Genomic DNA, 17,535 nt, shown 5'->3' with positions numbered 1-17,535 from the left:
GGGCGGTGGATCGGGTGCCAGAGTAACGAGCGGTGATCTCGGCCAGGGATCCGTTTGAGGAAGAATCGGACCGTTCCATCAAGTTCCTGCTGCGCCCCACCAGCAAGCAGGCCGCCGCGCTCGCGCAGTGCCTGCAAGACCACCGGGAGCTGTACAACGCCGCTCTCGAGCACCGCCGTACGGCCTACCGCAAAGCCGGGGTGACGGTGCGCTACGGTGACCAGTCCGCGGAGCTGAAGCACATCCGCGCCGACGACCCCGACGGTCAGGGCCGGTGGTCGTTCTCCTCCCAGCAGGCCACGCTCCGCAGGCTGGGCAAGGCGTTCCGCGCGTTCTTCGACCGCGTGAAAGCAGGCCGCACGCCAGGGTTCCCGCGTTTCAAGGGGCGGGGCCGGTTCGACACGGTCGAGTGGCCCAAGGACGGTGACGGCTGCCGGTGGGACTCCCAGCCCTGCCACCCGAGCGCGACCTACGTGCGGTTGCAGGGCGTCGGGCATGTCCGGGTCCACCAGCACCGCCGTGTGCTGGGCATCGTCAAGACGATCAGCGTCAAGCGGGAAGGCGCCCGCTGGTTCGTCGTGCTGTCGTGCGATGAGGTGCCCGCACAAACCCTTCCCGCTACGGGCGCGGTCGCGGGTGTCGACATGGGTGTCGCCTCGCCGGCCACGACCAGCGACGGCGACCACCTCGACAACCAGCGGCACCTTGCCACCTCCGCGAGCCGTCTGGCAGCGGCCCAGCGAGAGCTCGCCCGTAAGAAACGAGGATCCAAGCGGCGCCGTAAGGCCGTCGCACGGGTGGCGGTCCTGCACGCCAAGGTGCGGCGGCAACGCCTCGACTCGGCGCACAAAGCCGCGCTCGCGCTGGTCCGCGGCTACGACGTGATCGTGCACGAAGCGCTGAACGTCGCGGGCATGACCCGGCGTGCCGCGCCGAAACCGGACGGCGAAGGCGGCTACCTGGCTAACGGCCAATCGGCTAAATCCGGGCTGAACAAGACCATTCTCGACGCGGGCTGGTCCGCGTTCCTGACGATCCTGTCGCACAAGGCTGAAAGCGCCGGTCGAGAGCTGATCGCAGTGAACCCCGCCAACACCTCCCGTACCTGCTCGCGCTGCGGGCACTGCGCGAAGGAGAACCGCGTCACCCAAGCCGTCTTCCGATGTACGGCGTGCGGGTTTTCCGCGCACGCCGACGTGAACGCGGCGATCAACATCTTGAGGGCAGGGCTTGCCCTTCGTGACGCTGCGCAAGCGGCTTAGCGAGAAGCCGCTCCCTTCGGGGAGCGGAGGAGTCACCGAGGCTTGGATGCGGCTCTGGACGGGAAATATGCGGATTGTTAGCCTTTCAGGAGGTTCTCCTGGTGCTCGAGAGACTAAATGGACAAACTCTCTGACGACGACCTGGCACTGTTACTGCTGATCCGATTCTTCGAGCTGAAGCTGCTCTCGCTCTTCGAGCGCGGCGAGCTCAACGGCACCACCCACACCTGCCTCGGCCAGGAGTACGTCCCCGTCGCCCTGCGGACGCTCCTGCGCGAGAGCGACTGGATCTTCAGCAACCACCGGGGCCATGGCCACTATCTGGCCAGATTCGAGGACCCGGAGGGGCTGCTGGCCGAGATCATGGGCAGGAAGGGGGCGATCTGCGACGGCGTCGGCGGCAGCCAGCACCTCAAGCGCGACCGCTACCTGTCCACCGGCGTGCAGGGCCAGAGCCTGCCCGTGGCGGCCGGGGTCGCGTTGCGGCTGAAGCGGCACGAGCCGGGCGCGCTGGCGTGCGTCTACATCGGCGACGGCACCTGGGGCGAGGGAGCCGTGTACGAGGCGCTCAACCTGGCCCAGCTCTGGCGGCTCCCGCTCCTGGTCGTGGTCGAGCACAACGGCATCGCCCAGTCCACGCCGACGGGGCTGCAGATGGCGGGCACGGTGGAGGGGCGGGCGCGGGCGTTCGGCGTGGCGCACCACCGGGTGGATATCGCGGAAATTCACGAAATCCGCGCCCAGTTGGCGCCGCTCGTCGACCGGGTACGGACGGAGTCGCTCCCGCTGGTCGTGGAGTTCGCCACCCATCGCCTCGGCCCTCACAGCAAGGGCGACGACACCCGGCCGCCGGACTTTCCCCGCTTCGACTGGTACGCCGCCTACCAGGCCGCGCACCCCGTACAGTCCGCCGGGATCGAGGCGGAGGCCCGTACCCGGATCGACCGGATCGCGGCCGAGGTCGCCGCCCGGCCGCCGTCCGTCTGGACGCCGGCGTGACGGTCGGCGGGGTGCCCGCGGGCAGGGTGCGGGTCGGTGAGAACCTCAACCGCGCGCTGCACGGGCTCCTCGAGGACGACCCCTCCGTGTACGTCCTGGGCGAGGACCTCCTCGACCCCTACGGCGGCGCCTTCAAGATCACCAAGGGCCTGTCCACCCGCTTCCCCGGCCGCGTGCTCACCACCCCGCTCAGCGAGGGCGCCATCGTCGGCGCGGCCTCGGGGCTGGCGCTGGCGGGCGGCAAGGCGGTCGTGGAGATCATGTTCGCCGACTTCGTGGCACTCGCCTTCGACCAGATCCTCAACTTCGCCGGCAAATCCGTCACCATGTACGGGACCCGCGTACCCCTCCCGCTGGTGATCCGGTGCCCGTCCGGCGGCCACCGCGGCTACGGCCCCACCCACAGCCAGAGCCCGCAGAAGCACTTCATCGGGATCCCCGGGCTGTCGCTGTTCGAGATGTCGCCCTTCCACGACAACCGGGCCGTGCTCGACCGCATGCTGGCGCTGGGCGAGCCGTGCCTGCTGTTCGAGGACAAGGTGCTCTACACGCGGCGGATGTACGAGGTGGACGAGCTGTTCACGTGGGAGCTGGTGGGCGACGTGGCGGTGGTCCGCCTCGACACCGGGGGACCCGGCGGCCTCGACATCCCCTCCGGCGATCTCGACTACGTGCTGATCACCCCCGGCGGGGTCGCCCACCGCGCGCTGGCCGCCATGCGAACCCTGCTGCTCGACCACGACCTGACCGGCGTCCTGATGGTCCCCTCGCGCCTGTACCCCTTCGACCCGTCGGAGCTGCTGCCGCTGCTCGGGCGGGCGCCGCTGGTGTGCGTGGCCGAGGACGGCAGCGCGGGCGGCACCTGGGGCGACCACGTGGCCGCCGACCTGCACACCCGCCTCTGGGGCCGCCTGCGGCGCCCGGTCCGGCTGGTGAGCTCGGCGGACAGCGTGATCCCCACGGCCGCCCATCTGGAGCGCGAGGTGCTCGTCCAGGACTCCACGATCCGTCGTGCCGTGCTGGAAGGGCTGGAGGGGCTGGATGGCTGAGATCCGGGTGCCGAAGTTGAACACCAACGACTCGGCGTACGTGCTGCTGGAATGGCTGGTGGCGGATGGCGCGCCGGTGCGGGGGGATGACGTGGTGGCGTCGGTGGAGACGTCCAAGACGGTGGAGGAGCTGGTCAGCGGGCACGACGGGATCCTGGTCCAGCTGATCCCGGCGGGCGCCGACTGCACCCCGGGCCAGCCCATCGCCCACATCACCCCCCACCCCGCACCACCCCCCACCCCACCTCCACCCGCCCCGCTTTCGCCCACGCCTGCGCCCACCCCCGCGTCCGCCCCGCCTTCGTTCGCGCTTCCCTCGGCCGTGCCCTCGCCCGCCTCGGGCGCGCTTGCGGCGGTCTCCAGTGAGGCCCTGCCCTCCGGGGCGCCGCTGATCACGGCGCCCGCGCAGGCGCTCATCGACGAGCTGGGCATCGACCCTGCCCGCGTGCGCGACCTGCCCGTGAAGGTGGTGCGGCGCGCCGACGTCGAGCGCCTGGCCGCAGCGGGCTCACCCCCGCCCCGCCCGCCGACGCCGCCTGCCACCGAAGGACCCTCGCCGTCCGCGGAGACACCCCCACCGCCCTCGCCCGCAGCCGTCCCGCCCGCCGCCTCGCCCACCGCGGTGCCGCCCGCAGCCGTCCCGCCCGCCGTTGCGCCCACGGTTGCGCCCGCCTCCGCTACGACGGCCGCCGCCGCGTCACCTGGAGGCGCGCCGGTCGGGGGGAGTGTGCAGGGGTTGAGCGGGAATCAGCAGGCCGTCGGAAGGACGGTGAGCCTTTCGCATCAGACGATCCCCGCCGCCTACACCGCCATAAAAGTGGACGTGGGCAAGGCCACCACAACCGCCCGCGACCTCACCAAGCGCCTGCGCAAGCTCGTCGGCCTGCCCGACCTCCTCATCGCCGCCGTCGCCCGCCTGCACCAGGACTTCCCGCTGTGCTTCGCCACCCTCATGGACGAGGGCACGGCCGCCGTCCCCGACGCCCCCAACGTGGGTGTCACGATCGATCTCGGCACCGGCCTGTACGTGCCGGTCATCCGGGACGCCCACGGCAAGGGGATCGAGGAGATCGCCGGGGAGCTGGCCGGGTTCCGGCGGCTGGCCCAGCGTGGCGGGTTCAGGCAGGAGCACTTCGACGGCGGCAACATCGTCGTCACCCTGCACCACGACCGCGACATCGTCATGGCCATCCCCATCGTCTTCCCGGGCCAGGCGTGCGCCCTCGCGCTCACCTCGCCGCAGCGGGAAGGCGAGCGCACGGTGGCGGTGATCGGGCTGGCCTACGACCATCGGCTGGTCAACGGCAGGGACGCCGTCCTGTTCCTCCAGGCGCTCAAGGAAGCGCTAGAGGCGGCGTCGTTCGAGGGACTGTAGGCCGACCAGGTCGTCGGGGGCGGCGTCGGCGGCGTCGTCCACCAGGGACGGCAGCCGGGACCGGAGCGCCACGACCGCCAGCACCGCCATCGCGACCGCGAACAGGACGTACATCAACCCCACACCCCGCCCCGCCCCCGTCCCGATCAGCGCGCCGACGGTCGAGGCGAGCGGCCCGTCCGGGGCGAGCAGCGGGTCGAACACCGCCGCCCCGTACGGTGCCACGAGCCCGAACCCCAGCGGCAGCGTCGACCAGGCGATCAGCGTGTTCAGCGCGAACACCCGCCCGTGGAAGCGCTGCGGCACCTTCACCTGCACGATCGTGGCGTAGACCCCGTTGAGCAGCGTCACCCACAACGACATCCCGAACGCCCCGATCCCGATCGTCACCAGATCCGCCCGCAACCCCGTGACCAGGCAGAACGCGGCCAGCGCGAGCGTGCACCAGAGCACCGCCCGCATCCGCCCGTGACCGGGCCCGCCCCACACCGTCATCGCCAGGCCGCCGAGCAGCACCCCGAGCCCCGACAGGAACGAGATCCGCCCCACGTCCTGCAGCCCCGCGAACGACAGCACCAGCGGCGAGATCATCAGGAAGAGCGGTGACAGGAACACGTTCAGGATCGCGAAGAACAGCAGCATCCGCCGGAACCCGAGCTGCCCCCACGAATACCGGAACCCGGCCACCAGTTCCGTCATGACCGGCTCCTTGCGCCGCCAGGCCATCGTCCGAGGGAAGCGCACCAGCAGCGTCACGGCGATCGCGAACACGTAGCTGATCACGTCAAGGACCAGGATGCCCCCGAGCCCGACGACCGCCATCAGCCCGGCGGCCGCCAGCGGCACGATGAGCTGCGTCATCCCCCCGGCCATCTGCACGATGCCGTTCGCGTGGCCGAGGTGCCGCTTGGGCACGAGCTGCGGCACCGCCGAGCTGTAGGCGAGGCGCTGGAACGTGAGCGCCACCGACAGCAGCGCGAGCAGCGGGTAGATGTGCCAGGTCTGCAGGTTGCCGGTCCACAGCAGCACGCCGAGCAGGAGCTGCGTCCCGAAGGCGGCGAAGTCGCCGCCGAGCATCACGGTACGGCGGTCGCTGCGGTCCACGATGGCGCCCGCCAGCGGGGCCACCACCATGCCCGGCACCAGGCCGAGGACGGCGAGCAGGGCGAACTGTGCCAGGGAGCCGGTGGTGAGGTAGATCCAGAGGGGAATGGCGAACTCGGTCAAAGCCGAGCCCATGATCGACACCAGCTGTCCCCCGGCCACGACCAGGAACCGCCGCATGCTGGGTTGCGGCCCCGCGAGCGGGACCCGAGCCGGGGCCGAGGCGGGGTCAGGGGGAGTGGTGGGGACCGAGCGAGCGGATGGGGCTGGGGGCGATGAGGTGAGGTGGGAGGTGTCGTGCAGGCGCCAGTTCGGGCCCGAGAGCGGCTCGCCCGTGTCCAGGGCGAGGTGGGTGCGGGTGACGATCTCGGCCAGCTCCTGCGCCCGATATTTCAGGAAAAAGTGTCCGGCCTCATCCAGCTCCACCACCGCGGCCGTCGGACTCAGGAAGTGCCACTCGCGATACCGCTCCTCGAAATACTCGGTAGCCGGATCCCGCTCGCCCGCCACACTGATCACCGGCGCCCGCAACGGCTCCACCGCGCTCTCGAACAGCCCGGTGAAATACTCCTCCGCCGCCTCGGTGTCCTCGCGCATGTTCCTGATGATGTGCCGCGCCTGCCCCGGATCGAGCTCGCTCATGTCGAGCCCCATCGAGGTCAGCCAGTTGGCGTAGCTGCGGTCGCTGCGCAGGTACTCCCGCCGCGCCAGCCGGGACAGCGCCGCCAGCACCCGGTTCCCCGGCCGGGCGAACGGGAAGATCGCCCCGATGTAGACCGCTTCGAGCCGCCGCCCGGCCGCCTCCAGCCGCCGCGCGATCGCGACCGTCAAAGCCGACCCGACCCCGCAGTGCCCGTACAGCGCGAGCGGCCCCCGTACCTTCTCCAGGATCTCCCGCACGCACCGGTCGGCCACCTCCTCCAGGGGCAGCCGGTCCTCGTCCAGCCCCACGTCATGCCCGGGGATCGCGACCGCCCACAGCGCGTGCGTGGCGGGCAGCGCGTCGGCCAGCGGCTGGTAGGCCACCGCGGCGCCCCCGCCGTACGGGACGCACACGTACGTGAGCTCGGCATGGACGCGGCGCGGCGTCAGCTCGTGCAGCAGCCTGCGCGGCCCGGCGGCGCCGCCGTCGGCGAACGCGGCCAGCTCGCGCACCGTCGGATGCTTGAACAGGTCCACCACCGCAACTGGCGACGGGAGCTGCCTGCGCAGGCGCGCCACGACCTTGATGGCCAGCAGCGAGTGCCCGCCGACGTCGAAGAAGTCGTCGTCGATGCCGAAGTCCGCCCCGTCGAGCACCTCCGCCCAGACGGCGCTCACCAGGCGCTCGGTGTCCGTCTCCGGCGCGGTGCGCGTTCCGGCCGGAGCGGCCGAGGGGGCGGGCAGGCGGCGGCGGTCCACCTTGCCGTTGGCCGTGAGGGGGAGGCTCGGGAGGGTGACGAAACGGGCGGGGATCATGTACGCGGGCAGCGTCTCGGCGAGGTGGGCGCGCAGGCGCACCGGGTCCGGGTGCGGCGTGACCACGTACGCGACGAGCTGCGCCCCCGTGCCCCGCCCGTCGGTCGTGACCACGCACTCGGTCACGTCGGGGTGGCGGGCGAGATGGGTCTCGATCTCGCCGAGTTCGATCCGGTAGCCGCGGATCTTGACCTGCGCGTCGGCCCGGCCGAGGAACTCGATGACGCCGTCGGCGGCGTACCGGCCGAGGTCGCCCGTGCGGTAGAGGCGCTCGCCGGTGCGGGGGTGGGTGCGGAAGGAGGCGGCCGTCCGCTCGGGGTCGCGCCAGTAGCCGGTGGCCACGCCCGCGCCGCCGATGTACAGGTCGCCGGGCACGCCGACGGGGGTGTCCCGCAGCCCGGGGCCGAGGATGTGGAACGTCTGGTTGGCGAGGGGGCGGCCGTACGGGATGGAGGTCCAGGACGGGTCCACCCGGCCGATCGGGTACGAGATGGACCAGATCGACCCCTCGGTGGCGCCGCCCAGGCTGATGACCTCGGCGTCCGGGGCAAGGGCGCGGATGCGGTCGGGGAGCGTCAGCGGGATCCAGTCACCCGACAGCAGGACCAGGCGCAGGGAGCCGAGGTCGGTGCCCTCGTGCTCGGCGTGGTCCACCAGGAGCTCCATGAGGGCGGGCACGGAGTTCCAGACGGTGACGCGTTCCCGCTCCACGAGGCGGGCCCAGGCGGCGGGGTCCTTGTCGGCGGCCGGGTCGCCCATGACCAGGGTCGCGCCGACGGCCGCCGCGCCGTAGACGTCGTACACGGACAGGTCGAAGCTCAGGGCCGAGAGCGCGAGGAAGCGGTCGGCGGGGCCGACGCGGAAGCGCTGGTTGAGGTCGCGGACGGTGTTCAGGGCGGCCCGGTGCTCGATCATCACCCCCTTGGGGGCGCCGGTGGAGCCGGAGGTGAAGATCACGTACGCGAGGTCGGCGGGGGAGGCCGGGCAGTCGAAGGGCGGGGCGTCCGCGTCCGGGAGCACCGCGAGCCGGGTCACCCCGTCCGGCCAGGACAGGTCCAGCCAGGGCTGGGTGACGGCGATCGCGCATCCGCCGCGCTCGATCAGCTCGAAGCGCCGCTGGTCGGGCAGGTCGGCGTCGATCGGCAGGTACGCCGCCCCGGCCGCGTTGATCGCCAGCACCGCGACGACCTGCTCCCAGCCCCGCTCCATCACGACGGCCACCAATTGGCCCGGCCCGGCCCCGGCCGTCCTGAGCTCGGCGGCCAGCGCCCGCACCCGGCGGCGCAGCTCCCCGTACGTGATCTCGCCCCCGGGATGCCGCACCGCCACGGCCCCGCTCTCCGCGCCGGCCATGACCGGCTCGTGCAGCAGGCCAGGCGGGCCGAGGTCGACGGCGGTGTCGTTCCAGCGCCGCCGCTCCTCCAGCTCCTGCGGCGTCAGCAGCTCCAGCTCCGACACCGGCGCCGCCGGATCGGCCGCCATCCCCTCCAGCAGCGTGGCCAGATGCCCGGCCATGCGCTCGATCCGCCCGGCGGAGAACAGCGCGGTGTTGTAGACGAACAGGAACGCCCCGCCGCCCCCGGTGTAGAGCTCCAGGTCGAACCGGGTCGCCCACACCCCCGGCTCGAACCCCTCCAGCGTCAGCGGCCCCGGCTCCGGCTCGCCGCCGTAGTTCTGCATGGCGAGGATGACCTGGAACACCGGCGACCTGGACGGCTCCCGCGCCACGTTCAGCTCCGACACCAGCCGCTCGAACGGCACCTCCTGGTGCGAGTACGCGTCCGTGGCCAGCTCACGCACCCGTCCCAGCAGTTCCGCGAACGACGGATCCCCGGACAGGTCCACCCGCATCGCCAGCATGTTGACGAAGCACCCGACCAGGTTGTCCAGCTCGGGCAGCGCCCGCCCGGCCACCGGCGAGCCGATCGCCACGTCGTCCTGCCCCGCGTACCGCCCGAGCAGCACCGCGAAGGCCGCCAGCAGCACCATGTACGGCGTCGCGCCATGCTCCCTGCCCAGCCGGTCCAGCCGCTCGGCCAGCTCGGGGGCGATCGCGAAGTGGTGCGCGGCCCCGGCGTAGGTCAGCTCGGGCGGCCGCGGCGCGTCGGCCGGCAGCTCCAGGGGTTCCAGCCCGGCCAGCCGGTCGCGCCAGTAGCCGACGTCGCCGTCCGCGCGTTCGCGCTGCCAGGCGGCGAAGTCCCCGTACGTGACGGGCAGCTCGGGCGCGGTCCCGCCGGTGCAGAACGCCAGGATCTCGCGCAGCAGGAGGTTCGCCGACCAGCCGTCGGCCGCGATGTGGTGCACGGCCAGCGCCAGCACGTGGTCGTCGGGCGCCAGCCGTACCAGCAGCGCTCTCATGACCGGGCCCGCCACCAGGTCGAACGGCTCCGCCAGGAACGGCCCCACCAGCTCCCTGGCCGCCTGCGCCGACCCGGCCTCGGCGACGGTCAGCGGGACCTCGGTCTCGTCCGACACCAGCACGTCCGGCTGCCCGTCCGCGCCGGCGGGGAAGCGGGTACGCAGCGGCTGGTGGCGTTCGCAGACCCTGCGCAGCGCCGCCGCCAGGACGTCGGGCTGGAGAGGCCCGCGTACCCGTCGCACCAGCGGGATCGTGTAGGCGGCGTTCCCGGGAGCGTACTGCTCCATGAACCACAGCCGCTCCTGCGCGTACGACAGGGGCGGAGGCCGGTCGGCGGGCAGCGCGGGGATGGCCGGCCGCGATCCGCCGCGCCTGCGCAGCCGCTGGGTGAGCAGCGCCCGCTGCGCCTGGGTCAACTCGGTCATGGGCCTTCCTCCGTCAGTCTCATGACCTGCTCGTCGGACAGCCCCGCCACCTCGGCCACCAGCGCCTCCTCGACGGCCTGCGCCAGCGCCGCCACGGTACGGCGGTCGAACAGCGTACGGATCGGCAGATCCACCCCCGCCAGGGCGCGCAACCGGGCGGCCACCCGGATGGCGAGCAGCGAGTGGCCGCCGAGGGCGAAGAAGTCGTCGAACGCGCCGATCTTGTCCGCGCCCAGCACCTCCGCCCAGACGTCGGCCACCAGCTCCTCGGCATCCGTCCTGGGCGGCGTGTCGTCGCTCCCGACGGGGGCGTCCGGCTCGGGGAGCGCGGCCCGGTCGAGCTTGCCGTTGCGGGTGAGGGGCAGCGCGTCGAGCAGCACCCAGTGCGCGGGCACGAGGTACGGCGGCAGCGCCCGCGCGACATGCTCGGCCAGGCCCCCGGCGCTGGTCTCCCCACGCGGCACCACGTACGCCACCAGGTCGCCCTCTCGCGCGAGCACGGCCGCTTGCCGGACGTCGGGATGGGTGAGCAGGCAGTGCTCGACCTCGCCCGGCTCGACGCGGAACCCGCGCACCTTCACCTGGGCGTCCAGGCGCCCGAGGAACTCCAACCGGCCGTCGCGCCTCAGCCGCACCCGGTCGCCCGTCCGGAAGTAGCGGCCCTCCGGCAGGGTCACGAACGGCGTATCGGGGGCGTTGAGGTAGCCGCGGGCCACGCCCGGGCCGCCGACGTACAGCTCGCCGGGCGCGCCCGGCGGGGTGGGCGCCCCGTGGCGGTCGAGGACCTGGACGGGGGTCGCCTCCACGGGGTGGCCGATCGGCGGGTGCGGGTCCCCGCCCTCCAGTTCCGCGTACGTGGCGATGATCGTCGCCTCCGTGGGGCCGTACGTGTTGACCAGCCGCACCCGGTCGCCGAAGCGTTCGCGCCAGCGGGCCACGGCCTGCGCGCGCACCTGCTCGCCGCCGAGGATCACCAGGCGGAGCCCGTCCGGCCAGGGGATCTCGTCGATCAGGTCCACCAGGTGGTGGAAGTAGGCGGTGGGCAGGTCGAGCACGGTGACGTCGGGCCGCCGGGCGAGCAGGTCGGGCAGGGTGGCGCCGCCGCCGGGCAGCAGCTCGACCGTGGCGCCCGCGGCCAGCGCGGGGAAGATCTCCTCGGCGTGGGTGTCGAAGCTCAGCGAGGCGAGCTGGACGACGCGGTCGCCGGGACGCAGCCCGTACGCGGAGCGCATCCACCGGACCCGCTCGGCCAGCCCGGCGTGCTCGACGGCGACACCCTTGGGGGTGCCGGTGGAGCCCGAGGTGTAGATCACGTACGCCAGGCCGGGCCTGGGTTCCGCGGCGCCCACCCCCGGCTCGATCCCCACCGTGACGACGAGGGACGTCCCCGCGGCCATGGCGCGCAGGCGCTCCGGCGGGTACTCGGGGTCCAGGGGCACGTAGGCGGCGCCCACCCGCCAGATCGCCAGCATGGCCACCACCGCCTCGACCGAGCGGCCCGTCCGGAGCCCGATCAGGTCCCCGTCGCCCGCGCCCCGCCCGGCCAGCTCCCCGGCCAGCCGCGCCACCCGCCGCTCCAGCTCGGCGTACGTCACGGCCTCGGCGCCGCAGCTCACGGCCACCTCGCCGGGGTGCGCCGACCCCGACTCGGCGATGAGCCCTCCGACGGTCCCCACGCTGCCCATAAGAGGGCCCGCCGGAGGGCGGTCCAGCGACGCGAGCAGGGCCTCGTCGGACGGCGTCAGCACGGGCAGGCGCGACAGGGGCACCCGCCGGTTGCCCGGGTCGGCCACCCCCCGCAGCACCACCGCGAACCGCTCCGCCAGCTCCGCCACCGTCTCCGCGTCGAACAACCCCGCGTCGTACCCGAACGCCACCCGCAGCCGCCCGGGCGACCGCCACGCCTCCACGGTCAGGTCGAACTTGGCCTGCCGGTACCCGTCGTCGAAGTACGACATCCGCACCGGTCTGAGGCGGTCGCGTTCGCCGTCGGCGGTCTGGCTGTTCAGGGTGAACAGGGTCTGGAACATCGGCTTCCTGGCGAGGTCCCGTTCCACGTCCAGCTCGGCCAGCAGCTGCTCGAACGGCACGTCGTGATGGGCCATCGCGTCCAGGACGGTCCTGCGCGTCCTGGCCAGCAGCTCCTCCAGCGCCGGGTCCCCCGACAGGTCGCCGCGCAGGACGAGCGTGGTGCTGAGGTAGCCGATGAGAGGCTCCAGCTCCACCCGGTCCCGCCCCGCCGTCGGCGACCCGACCAGCACGTCGTCCTGCCCCGTGTGCCGCGACAGCAGGACCTGGTACGCCGCCAGCAGCACCATGAAGAGCGTCACCCGATGCCGCCGAGCCGTCGACTCCAGCTGGGCGAGCAGCTCGCCCGGCACCTCCAGCAGGTGGAAGTCGCCGCGCGTCGCCCCGGGGCGGTGCGGCCGGTCCGTGCGCAGGTCCAGGGTGGGCGGGTCGGCAAGCCGCGCGCGCCAGTAGTCGAGGGCCGCGCCGCGGTCCTGCTCCCGCCGCCACCCGGCGACGTCCCCGTGCTGCACGGCCAGCGGTGCGAGCTCGGCGGTGGCGTACAGGGCGGCCAGGTCGTCCAGGAAGACGGTGATCGACCAGCCGTCGGCCACGATGTGGTGCAGGACGACGCAGAGCACGTGATCGTCCGGGCTGATCCGGATGAGCGTGACGCGCAGCGGCGGCGCGGCGCCCAGGTCGAGCGGGGCGTTCGTGCGGGCGGCGACGAGCGCGCGGGCCTCGGCCTCGTCGCGGGCTTCCAGCCGCTCGATCCTGGCGGGCGCGGGCCGCTCGACCACGGCCACCGGCCGCCCGTCCACCTCGGGGAAGCGGGTCCGCAACGACTCGTGCCTGGCGATCAGGCCGGTCAGGGCCCGCTCCAGCGCCGCCTCGTCGAGCGGGCCCTGGAGCCTGCGCACGATGTACATGTTGTAGGAGGCGTCGGAGGGATCCAGGCGGTGCAGGAACCACAGGCGTTCCTGGGCGGGGGAGAGCGGCGGCAGCGTGCCGGCCGGGCGCGGCACGAGCGGGCTGCCCGGCTCGCCCGCGAGCTCGTCCAGCGTCGCGGCGAACCCGGCGACCGTGGGATGCGTGAACAGCTCCCGCAGTGGCGCCGCCGTGCCCGCCGCCGCCAGCCGGGCGATGACCCGGGTGGCCAGCAGCGAGTGGCCGCCGAGCGCGAAGAAGTCGTCGTCCGCGCCGAGGTCGCCGGTGCCCAGCACCTCGGCGAAGATCCGCGCCACCTGCCGCTCCCTGGCGGTGACCGGCGCGCCGCCCCGGCCCGCCGCCGGCCGCGCGGGCTCGGGCAGCGCCCGCCGGTCCACCTTCCCGTTGGGGGTTAGCGGCAGGGCCTCCACGGGCACGACGATCGAGGGCAGCATGTACGGGGGCAGCCACTCGGCCGCCCGCTCCAGCAGATCGTCCGGGACGGCGGGCACCACGTAGGCCACCAGGTCGCCGCCCCGCACCACCACAGCGGCCCGGCGCACCCCCGGGTGCCGCTCCAGGGTGGCCTCGATCTCGCCCGGCTCGACCCGGTGCCCCCGCAGCTTGACCTGGCCGTCCCCGCGTCCCAGGAACTCCAGCGTGCCGTCGGCCAGCCACCGCACCCGGTCGCCCGTCCGGTACCACCCGTCCGGGAACGCCTCCGGCGGCTCGCCCGGCGAGCGCAGGTAGCCGAGGGCCACCCCGTTGCCGCCGATGACCAGCTCCCCGGGGACGCCGATGGGGGTGGGCGAGCCGTAGCGGTCGAGTACCCGTACCGTGGTGTTCGCCAGTGGCCGCCCGATGCTCACGCGGTCGGGGGAGGGCGGCACCTCCCAGGCGGTGGACCAGATCGTGGTCTCGGTCGGCCCGTACATGTTGAGCAGCCGCCCCACCCGCCTGCGCAGCCGCCTGGCCAGCGCGAGCGGCAACGCCTCGCCCCCGGCCAGCGCCACCAGCCCCGACGGGTCCAGCCCGGCGGACAGCAGCATGCTCCACCCCGACGGCGTGGCCTGCACGTGGGTGACCCCGGACATGCTGATCAGCCGGGCCAGCGCCACCCCGTCGCGCACGGCGTCGTCGCCGGCCAGCACCAGCCGCCCGCCCGTCACCAGCGGCAGGTACAGCTCCAGCCCGGCGATGTCGAACGACAGCGCCGTGCTGCCCAGCCACACGTTCTCCGGGCGGGAGCCGAGCAGCCGCTCCATCCCGGCCAGCAGGTTGACCAGCGCGGAGTGCGGCACCGCCACCCCCTTGGGCGTGCCGGTGGAGCCCGAGGTGTGCAGCACGTACGCGGGGGCACCGGCCGCCGCCTGTGATGCGGCGCAGGACGCCTCGGGGGCGGGCTCGATCCGTTCGACGTGCCCGGGCAGGGGCGCCGACGGGCCGGCCAGCGCGACCCGCACGCCCGCCTGGGCGAGCATGGCCGCGACGCGCCCGGCGGGCAGCGCCGGGTCCACCGGCAGGTACGCGGCCCCCGCCATCATGACGCCCAGCAGCGTGCCCGGCAGCTCGGCCGAGCGCGGCAGGCACACCGCCACCACGGACCCCGGCCCCGCCCCGCGCGCACGCAGCCCCGCCGCGACCAGCCGGGCCCGGGCGGCCACCTCGGCGTAGGTGCGCGCCTCCCCGGAGCACTCCACCGCCACGGCGTCCGGCCGCAGCTCCGCCTGCCGCAGGAACAGGTCCACGACCGTGCCGGACGGGACATCGGCCGCGGTGTCGTTCCAGGAGTCCAGCAGCCGGCGTTCCTCGGGCGGCAGCACCTCCAGCTCGGACACCCGCGCGCCGGGACCGCGGACGACCGAGCCCAGCAGCGCGAGGAACCGCGCCGCCAGCCGCTCCACCGTGCCCCGCGAGAACAGCTCGGCGCTGTAGACGAACGCGCCGCGCAGCCCGCCGCCGTCCGGCCACAGGTCCACGCGCAGGTCCACCATCGCGGGCGGCGTCCCGTGCGGGAACGGTTCGCTCGTCAGCCCGGCGAACGTGGCGGCCTCGCCGTACCCGACCGCCGCGTTGTGCAGCCCGAACATGGTCTGGAACAGCGGCGTGCGGCTGAGGTCGCGTTCGATGTCGAGCGCCGACAGCACCCGCTCGACGGGCGTCTCGCCGTGCGCCATCGCCTCCAGCACGGTCCGGCGGGTGCGCCGCAGCAGCTCCGTGAACGCCGGATCGCCCGACAGGTCGCCCCGCAGCACCAGCGTCGAGGCGAACAGCCCGACCATCGGCTCCAGCTCCGGCCGGCTCCGTCCGGCCGTGGGCGTGCCGACCACGATGTCGTCCTGCCCGGTGTGGCGGGCCAGCAGCGCCTGGTACGCGGCCAGCAGCACCATGAACAGCGTGCACCGCTCCGTCCGGGCCAGCCGCGCCAGCGCCGCCACCAGCGCGGGGTCGAGGTCGAACCAGGCCTCCCCGCCCGCGCTGCCCCGCCGGGCCGGGCGCGGCCGGTCCGCCGGCAGGTCCAGCGGCGCGGCCCCGTCGAGCCTGGCCGTCCAGTGGTCCACGTCCGCGTCGGCCTCGCGCTGCGCGTCGGCGTACTCGGCGTAGGTCGTGGCCAGCTCCGGCAGCCCGGCCGGGGTGCCGTCCAGGCGGGCCGCGTAGCACCTGGCCAGGTCGTCCATGAGCACGTTCAGCGACCAGCCGTCGCCGATGATGTGGTGCAGCACGACGCACAGCACGTGGTCGCCGGGGGAGAGCCGGACCAGCGTGACGCGCAGGGGCGGCGCGGAGCCCAGCTCGAAGGGGGTGTTCGCGCGCTCTTCGAGCAGCCGCGCGGCCTGCTCGGGCGTGTCGAGGTCGACGCGCTCGACCGGTACGGGGCCCGGCGGCTCCACGATCGCGACCGGCTGTCCGTCGTGGTCGGGGAAGCGGGTGCGCAGCGACTCGTGCCGCGCCACCACGTCGCCGAACGCGCCGGTCAGGGCGTCGGCGTCGAGCGGGCCGGAGATCCGCCGCACGACGGCCACCCGGTAGGCCGGGTCGGCCGGGTCGAGCCGGTGCAGGAACCAGAGCCGTTCCTGGCCGAGGGAGATCATGCGCGCAGCTCGCTGACCGCCGCCGCCACCCCGGCGACCGTCGGATCGTCGAGGAACACGTCGAACGGCACCTCGACGCCGAGCCGTTTCCTGATCCGGGCGCCGATCTGGGTGATGGTCAGCGAGTGGCCGCCGAGGTCGTACAGGTCCTCGTCGGGGGCGAGCTCCTCGATCCGCAGGACCTCCATCCAGATCTGGCGTACCTGCTCGACCAGCTCGCCGTCCACCGACCCCGCCGCGGCGCCCGGTACGGGGGCCTCGACCGGCCCGGGAGCCGGCACCGGCGCAGCGGCGGGCAGGGGCAGGTCGGCGAGCCGGAGGCCGGGGTCGGCGGCGAGCACGGCCCGCAGGTGCTCCCCGGCCCGCTCGACGTGCTCGCGCCCGATGACGTCGGGGCTGTGGTGCAGGGTGAGCCGGAGCCCGTCGTCGCCGTCCACGGCCTGCAGGTGCAGGACGTTCCTGACCATGTGGTTGGACATCTTCCACTCGGCCACCACGCCAAGCCCCGGGAAGACCACGTCGGCCGCGCGCCGCCGGAAGCTGATCGACACCGGCGCCAGCGCGGGGCGCGGCCGGATGCCGCCCGCCGCCCTGGCCGCGGGGATGTCGCGGAAGCGGTTCAGCTCGCGCAGCCGCGCCCGCAGGTCGTGGGCCAGCTCCGCGAGGGTGGTGTCCGGCGTGGGTGCGGAGTAGAGGGGTAACTCGGTGGCGAACAGGCCGATGTGCTCCCTGGTCTCCGGTCGCCGGGTGGACATGGCGACCGCGACCGCCGGTTCGGCGTTGCCGTACCGGAAGAGCAGGGCGTGCACGGCCGCCAGGAACAGCTCGAACCGCGTGACCCCGACCCCCTCCCATCCGGACATCTCGCCCGTCAGGTCGAGCAGGACCGTCTCGCCGCGGCCGGCCGTCCGCGCGGTCCCGGCCATCCCGTCGATGACCACCGTCGGCCGGTCGCGCCAGTGCTCGTGCCAGTACACCGTGGCCTCGGGCGGGATCGTGGCGGCGGCCCCGTACGGCATGGGCAGCGGCGGCAGGGGCCCGCCCGAGTACGCCGCCGCCAGGTCACGCACCAGCAGGTCCTTCGACATGCCGTCGAACACCAGGTGGTGCCCCACGAACAGCAGCAGATGCCGCGACGGCCCCACCTCCGCCAGCGTGAACCGCGCCAGCGGCCCCCGCCCCAGGTCGAACGGCCGCGCGATCTCCTCGCGCAGCAGGTCGTCCGCGTCCGCCGCCCCGGCGAACGCGACCGGCGGCCGGTCGGCGGCGGGCACCAGGTGCAGCTCGCCGTCGCGGTCCTCGAACGCGCACCCCAGCACTGGGTGGCGGGCGAGCACCGACTCGCACGCCTTCAGCATCGCCCCCCGGTCCAGCGGGCCGTCGAACCACAGGGCGAACGGCATGTGGTACGCCGTGCCGCCGCCGTGCATCATCTCGGTGATCCACATGCCGTGCTGGGCCTGCGATGCCAGGACCAT

Annotated in this window: 7 protein-coding genes; 4 read left to right on the top strand and 3 right to left on the bottom strand. The window is 73.8% G+C overall.

All coding sequences use genetic code 11. From position 1 onward, the window contains the following. The first annotated feature begins 32 nt into the window (after nt 1-32). From ACWDRB_RS08190 to ACWDRB_RS08175, 4 genes are all read left to right on the top strand, one after another. A complete protein-coding gene (locus tag ACWDRB_RS08190; protein ID WP_449892417.1) occupies nt 33-1,262 on the top strand; it encodes an RNA-guided endonuclease InsQ/TnpB family protein in 1,230 nt (409 codons plus the stop codon). 117 nt (nt 1,263-1,379) lie between these two features. Continuing rightward, entirely contained in the window at nt 1,380-2,261 is an 882-nt protein-coding gene (locus ACWDRB_RS08185) for a thiamine pyrophosphate-dependent dehydrogenase E1 component subunit alpha (protein WP_449892415.1), read from the top strand. Then, a complete protein-coding gene (locus tag ACWDRB_RS08180; protein ID WP_449892414.1) occupies nt 2,258-3,310 on the top strand; it encodes an alpha-ketoacid dehydrogenase subunit beta in 1,053 nt (350 codons plus the stop codon). Before ACWDRB_RS08185 ends, ACWDRB_RS08180 begins: the two co-directional genes overlap by 4 nt. Continuing rightward, complete coding sequence (locus tag ACWDRB_RS08175) at nt 3,303-4,685, top strand: 2-oxo acid dehydrogenase subunit E2 (protein ID WP_449892413.1); 1,383 nt, start codon at nt 3,303-3,305, stop codon at nt 4,683-4,685. Before ACWDRB_RS08180 ends, ACWDRB_RS08175 begins: the two co-directional genes overlap by 8 nt. Here the strand turns inward: ACWDRB_RS08175 and ACWDRB_RS08170 are convergent. From ACWDRB_RS08170 to ACWDRB_RS08160, 3 genes are read right to left on the bottom strand one after another with little or no spacing between them, the layout of a single operon-like run. Then, on the bottom strand, nt 4,656-10,031 hold the full coding sequence (locus tag ACWDRB_RS08170; RefSeq protein ID WP_449892412.1) for a non-ribosomal peptide synthetase/MFS transporter: 5,376 nt from the start codon (nt 10,029-10,031) through the stop codon (nt 4,656-4,658). The two genes, ACWDRB_RS08175 and ACWDRB_RS08170, sit on opposite strands and share 30 nt — an antisense overlap. Further along, complete coding sequence (locus ACWDRB_RS08165) at nt 10,028-16,057, bottom strand: amino acid adenylation domain-containing protein (protein ID WP_449892411.1); 6,030 nt, start codon at nt 16,055-16,057, stop codon at nt 10,028-10,030. Before ACWDRB_RS08165 ends, ACWDRB_RS08170 begins: the two co-directional genes overlap by 4 nt. Continuing rightward, a complete protein-coding gene (locus ACWDRB_RS08160; protein WP_449892410.1) occupies nt 16,054-17,535 on the bottom strand; it encodes a condensation domain-containing protein in 1,482 nt (493 codons plus the stop codon). Before ACWDRB_RS08160 ends, ACWDRB_RS08165 begins: the two co-directional genes overlap by 4 nt.

This window comes from Nonomuraea sp. NPDC003707, assembly GCF_053587055.1.
This window is presented reverse-complemented; position numbering and strand designations above follow the sequence as displayed.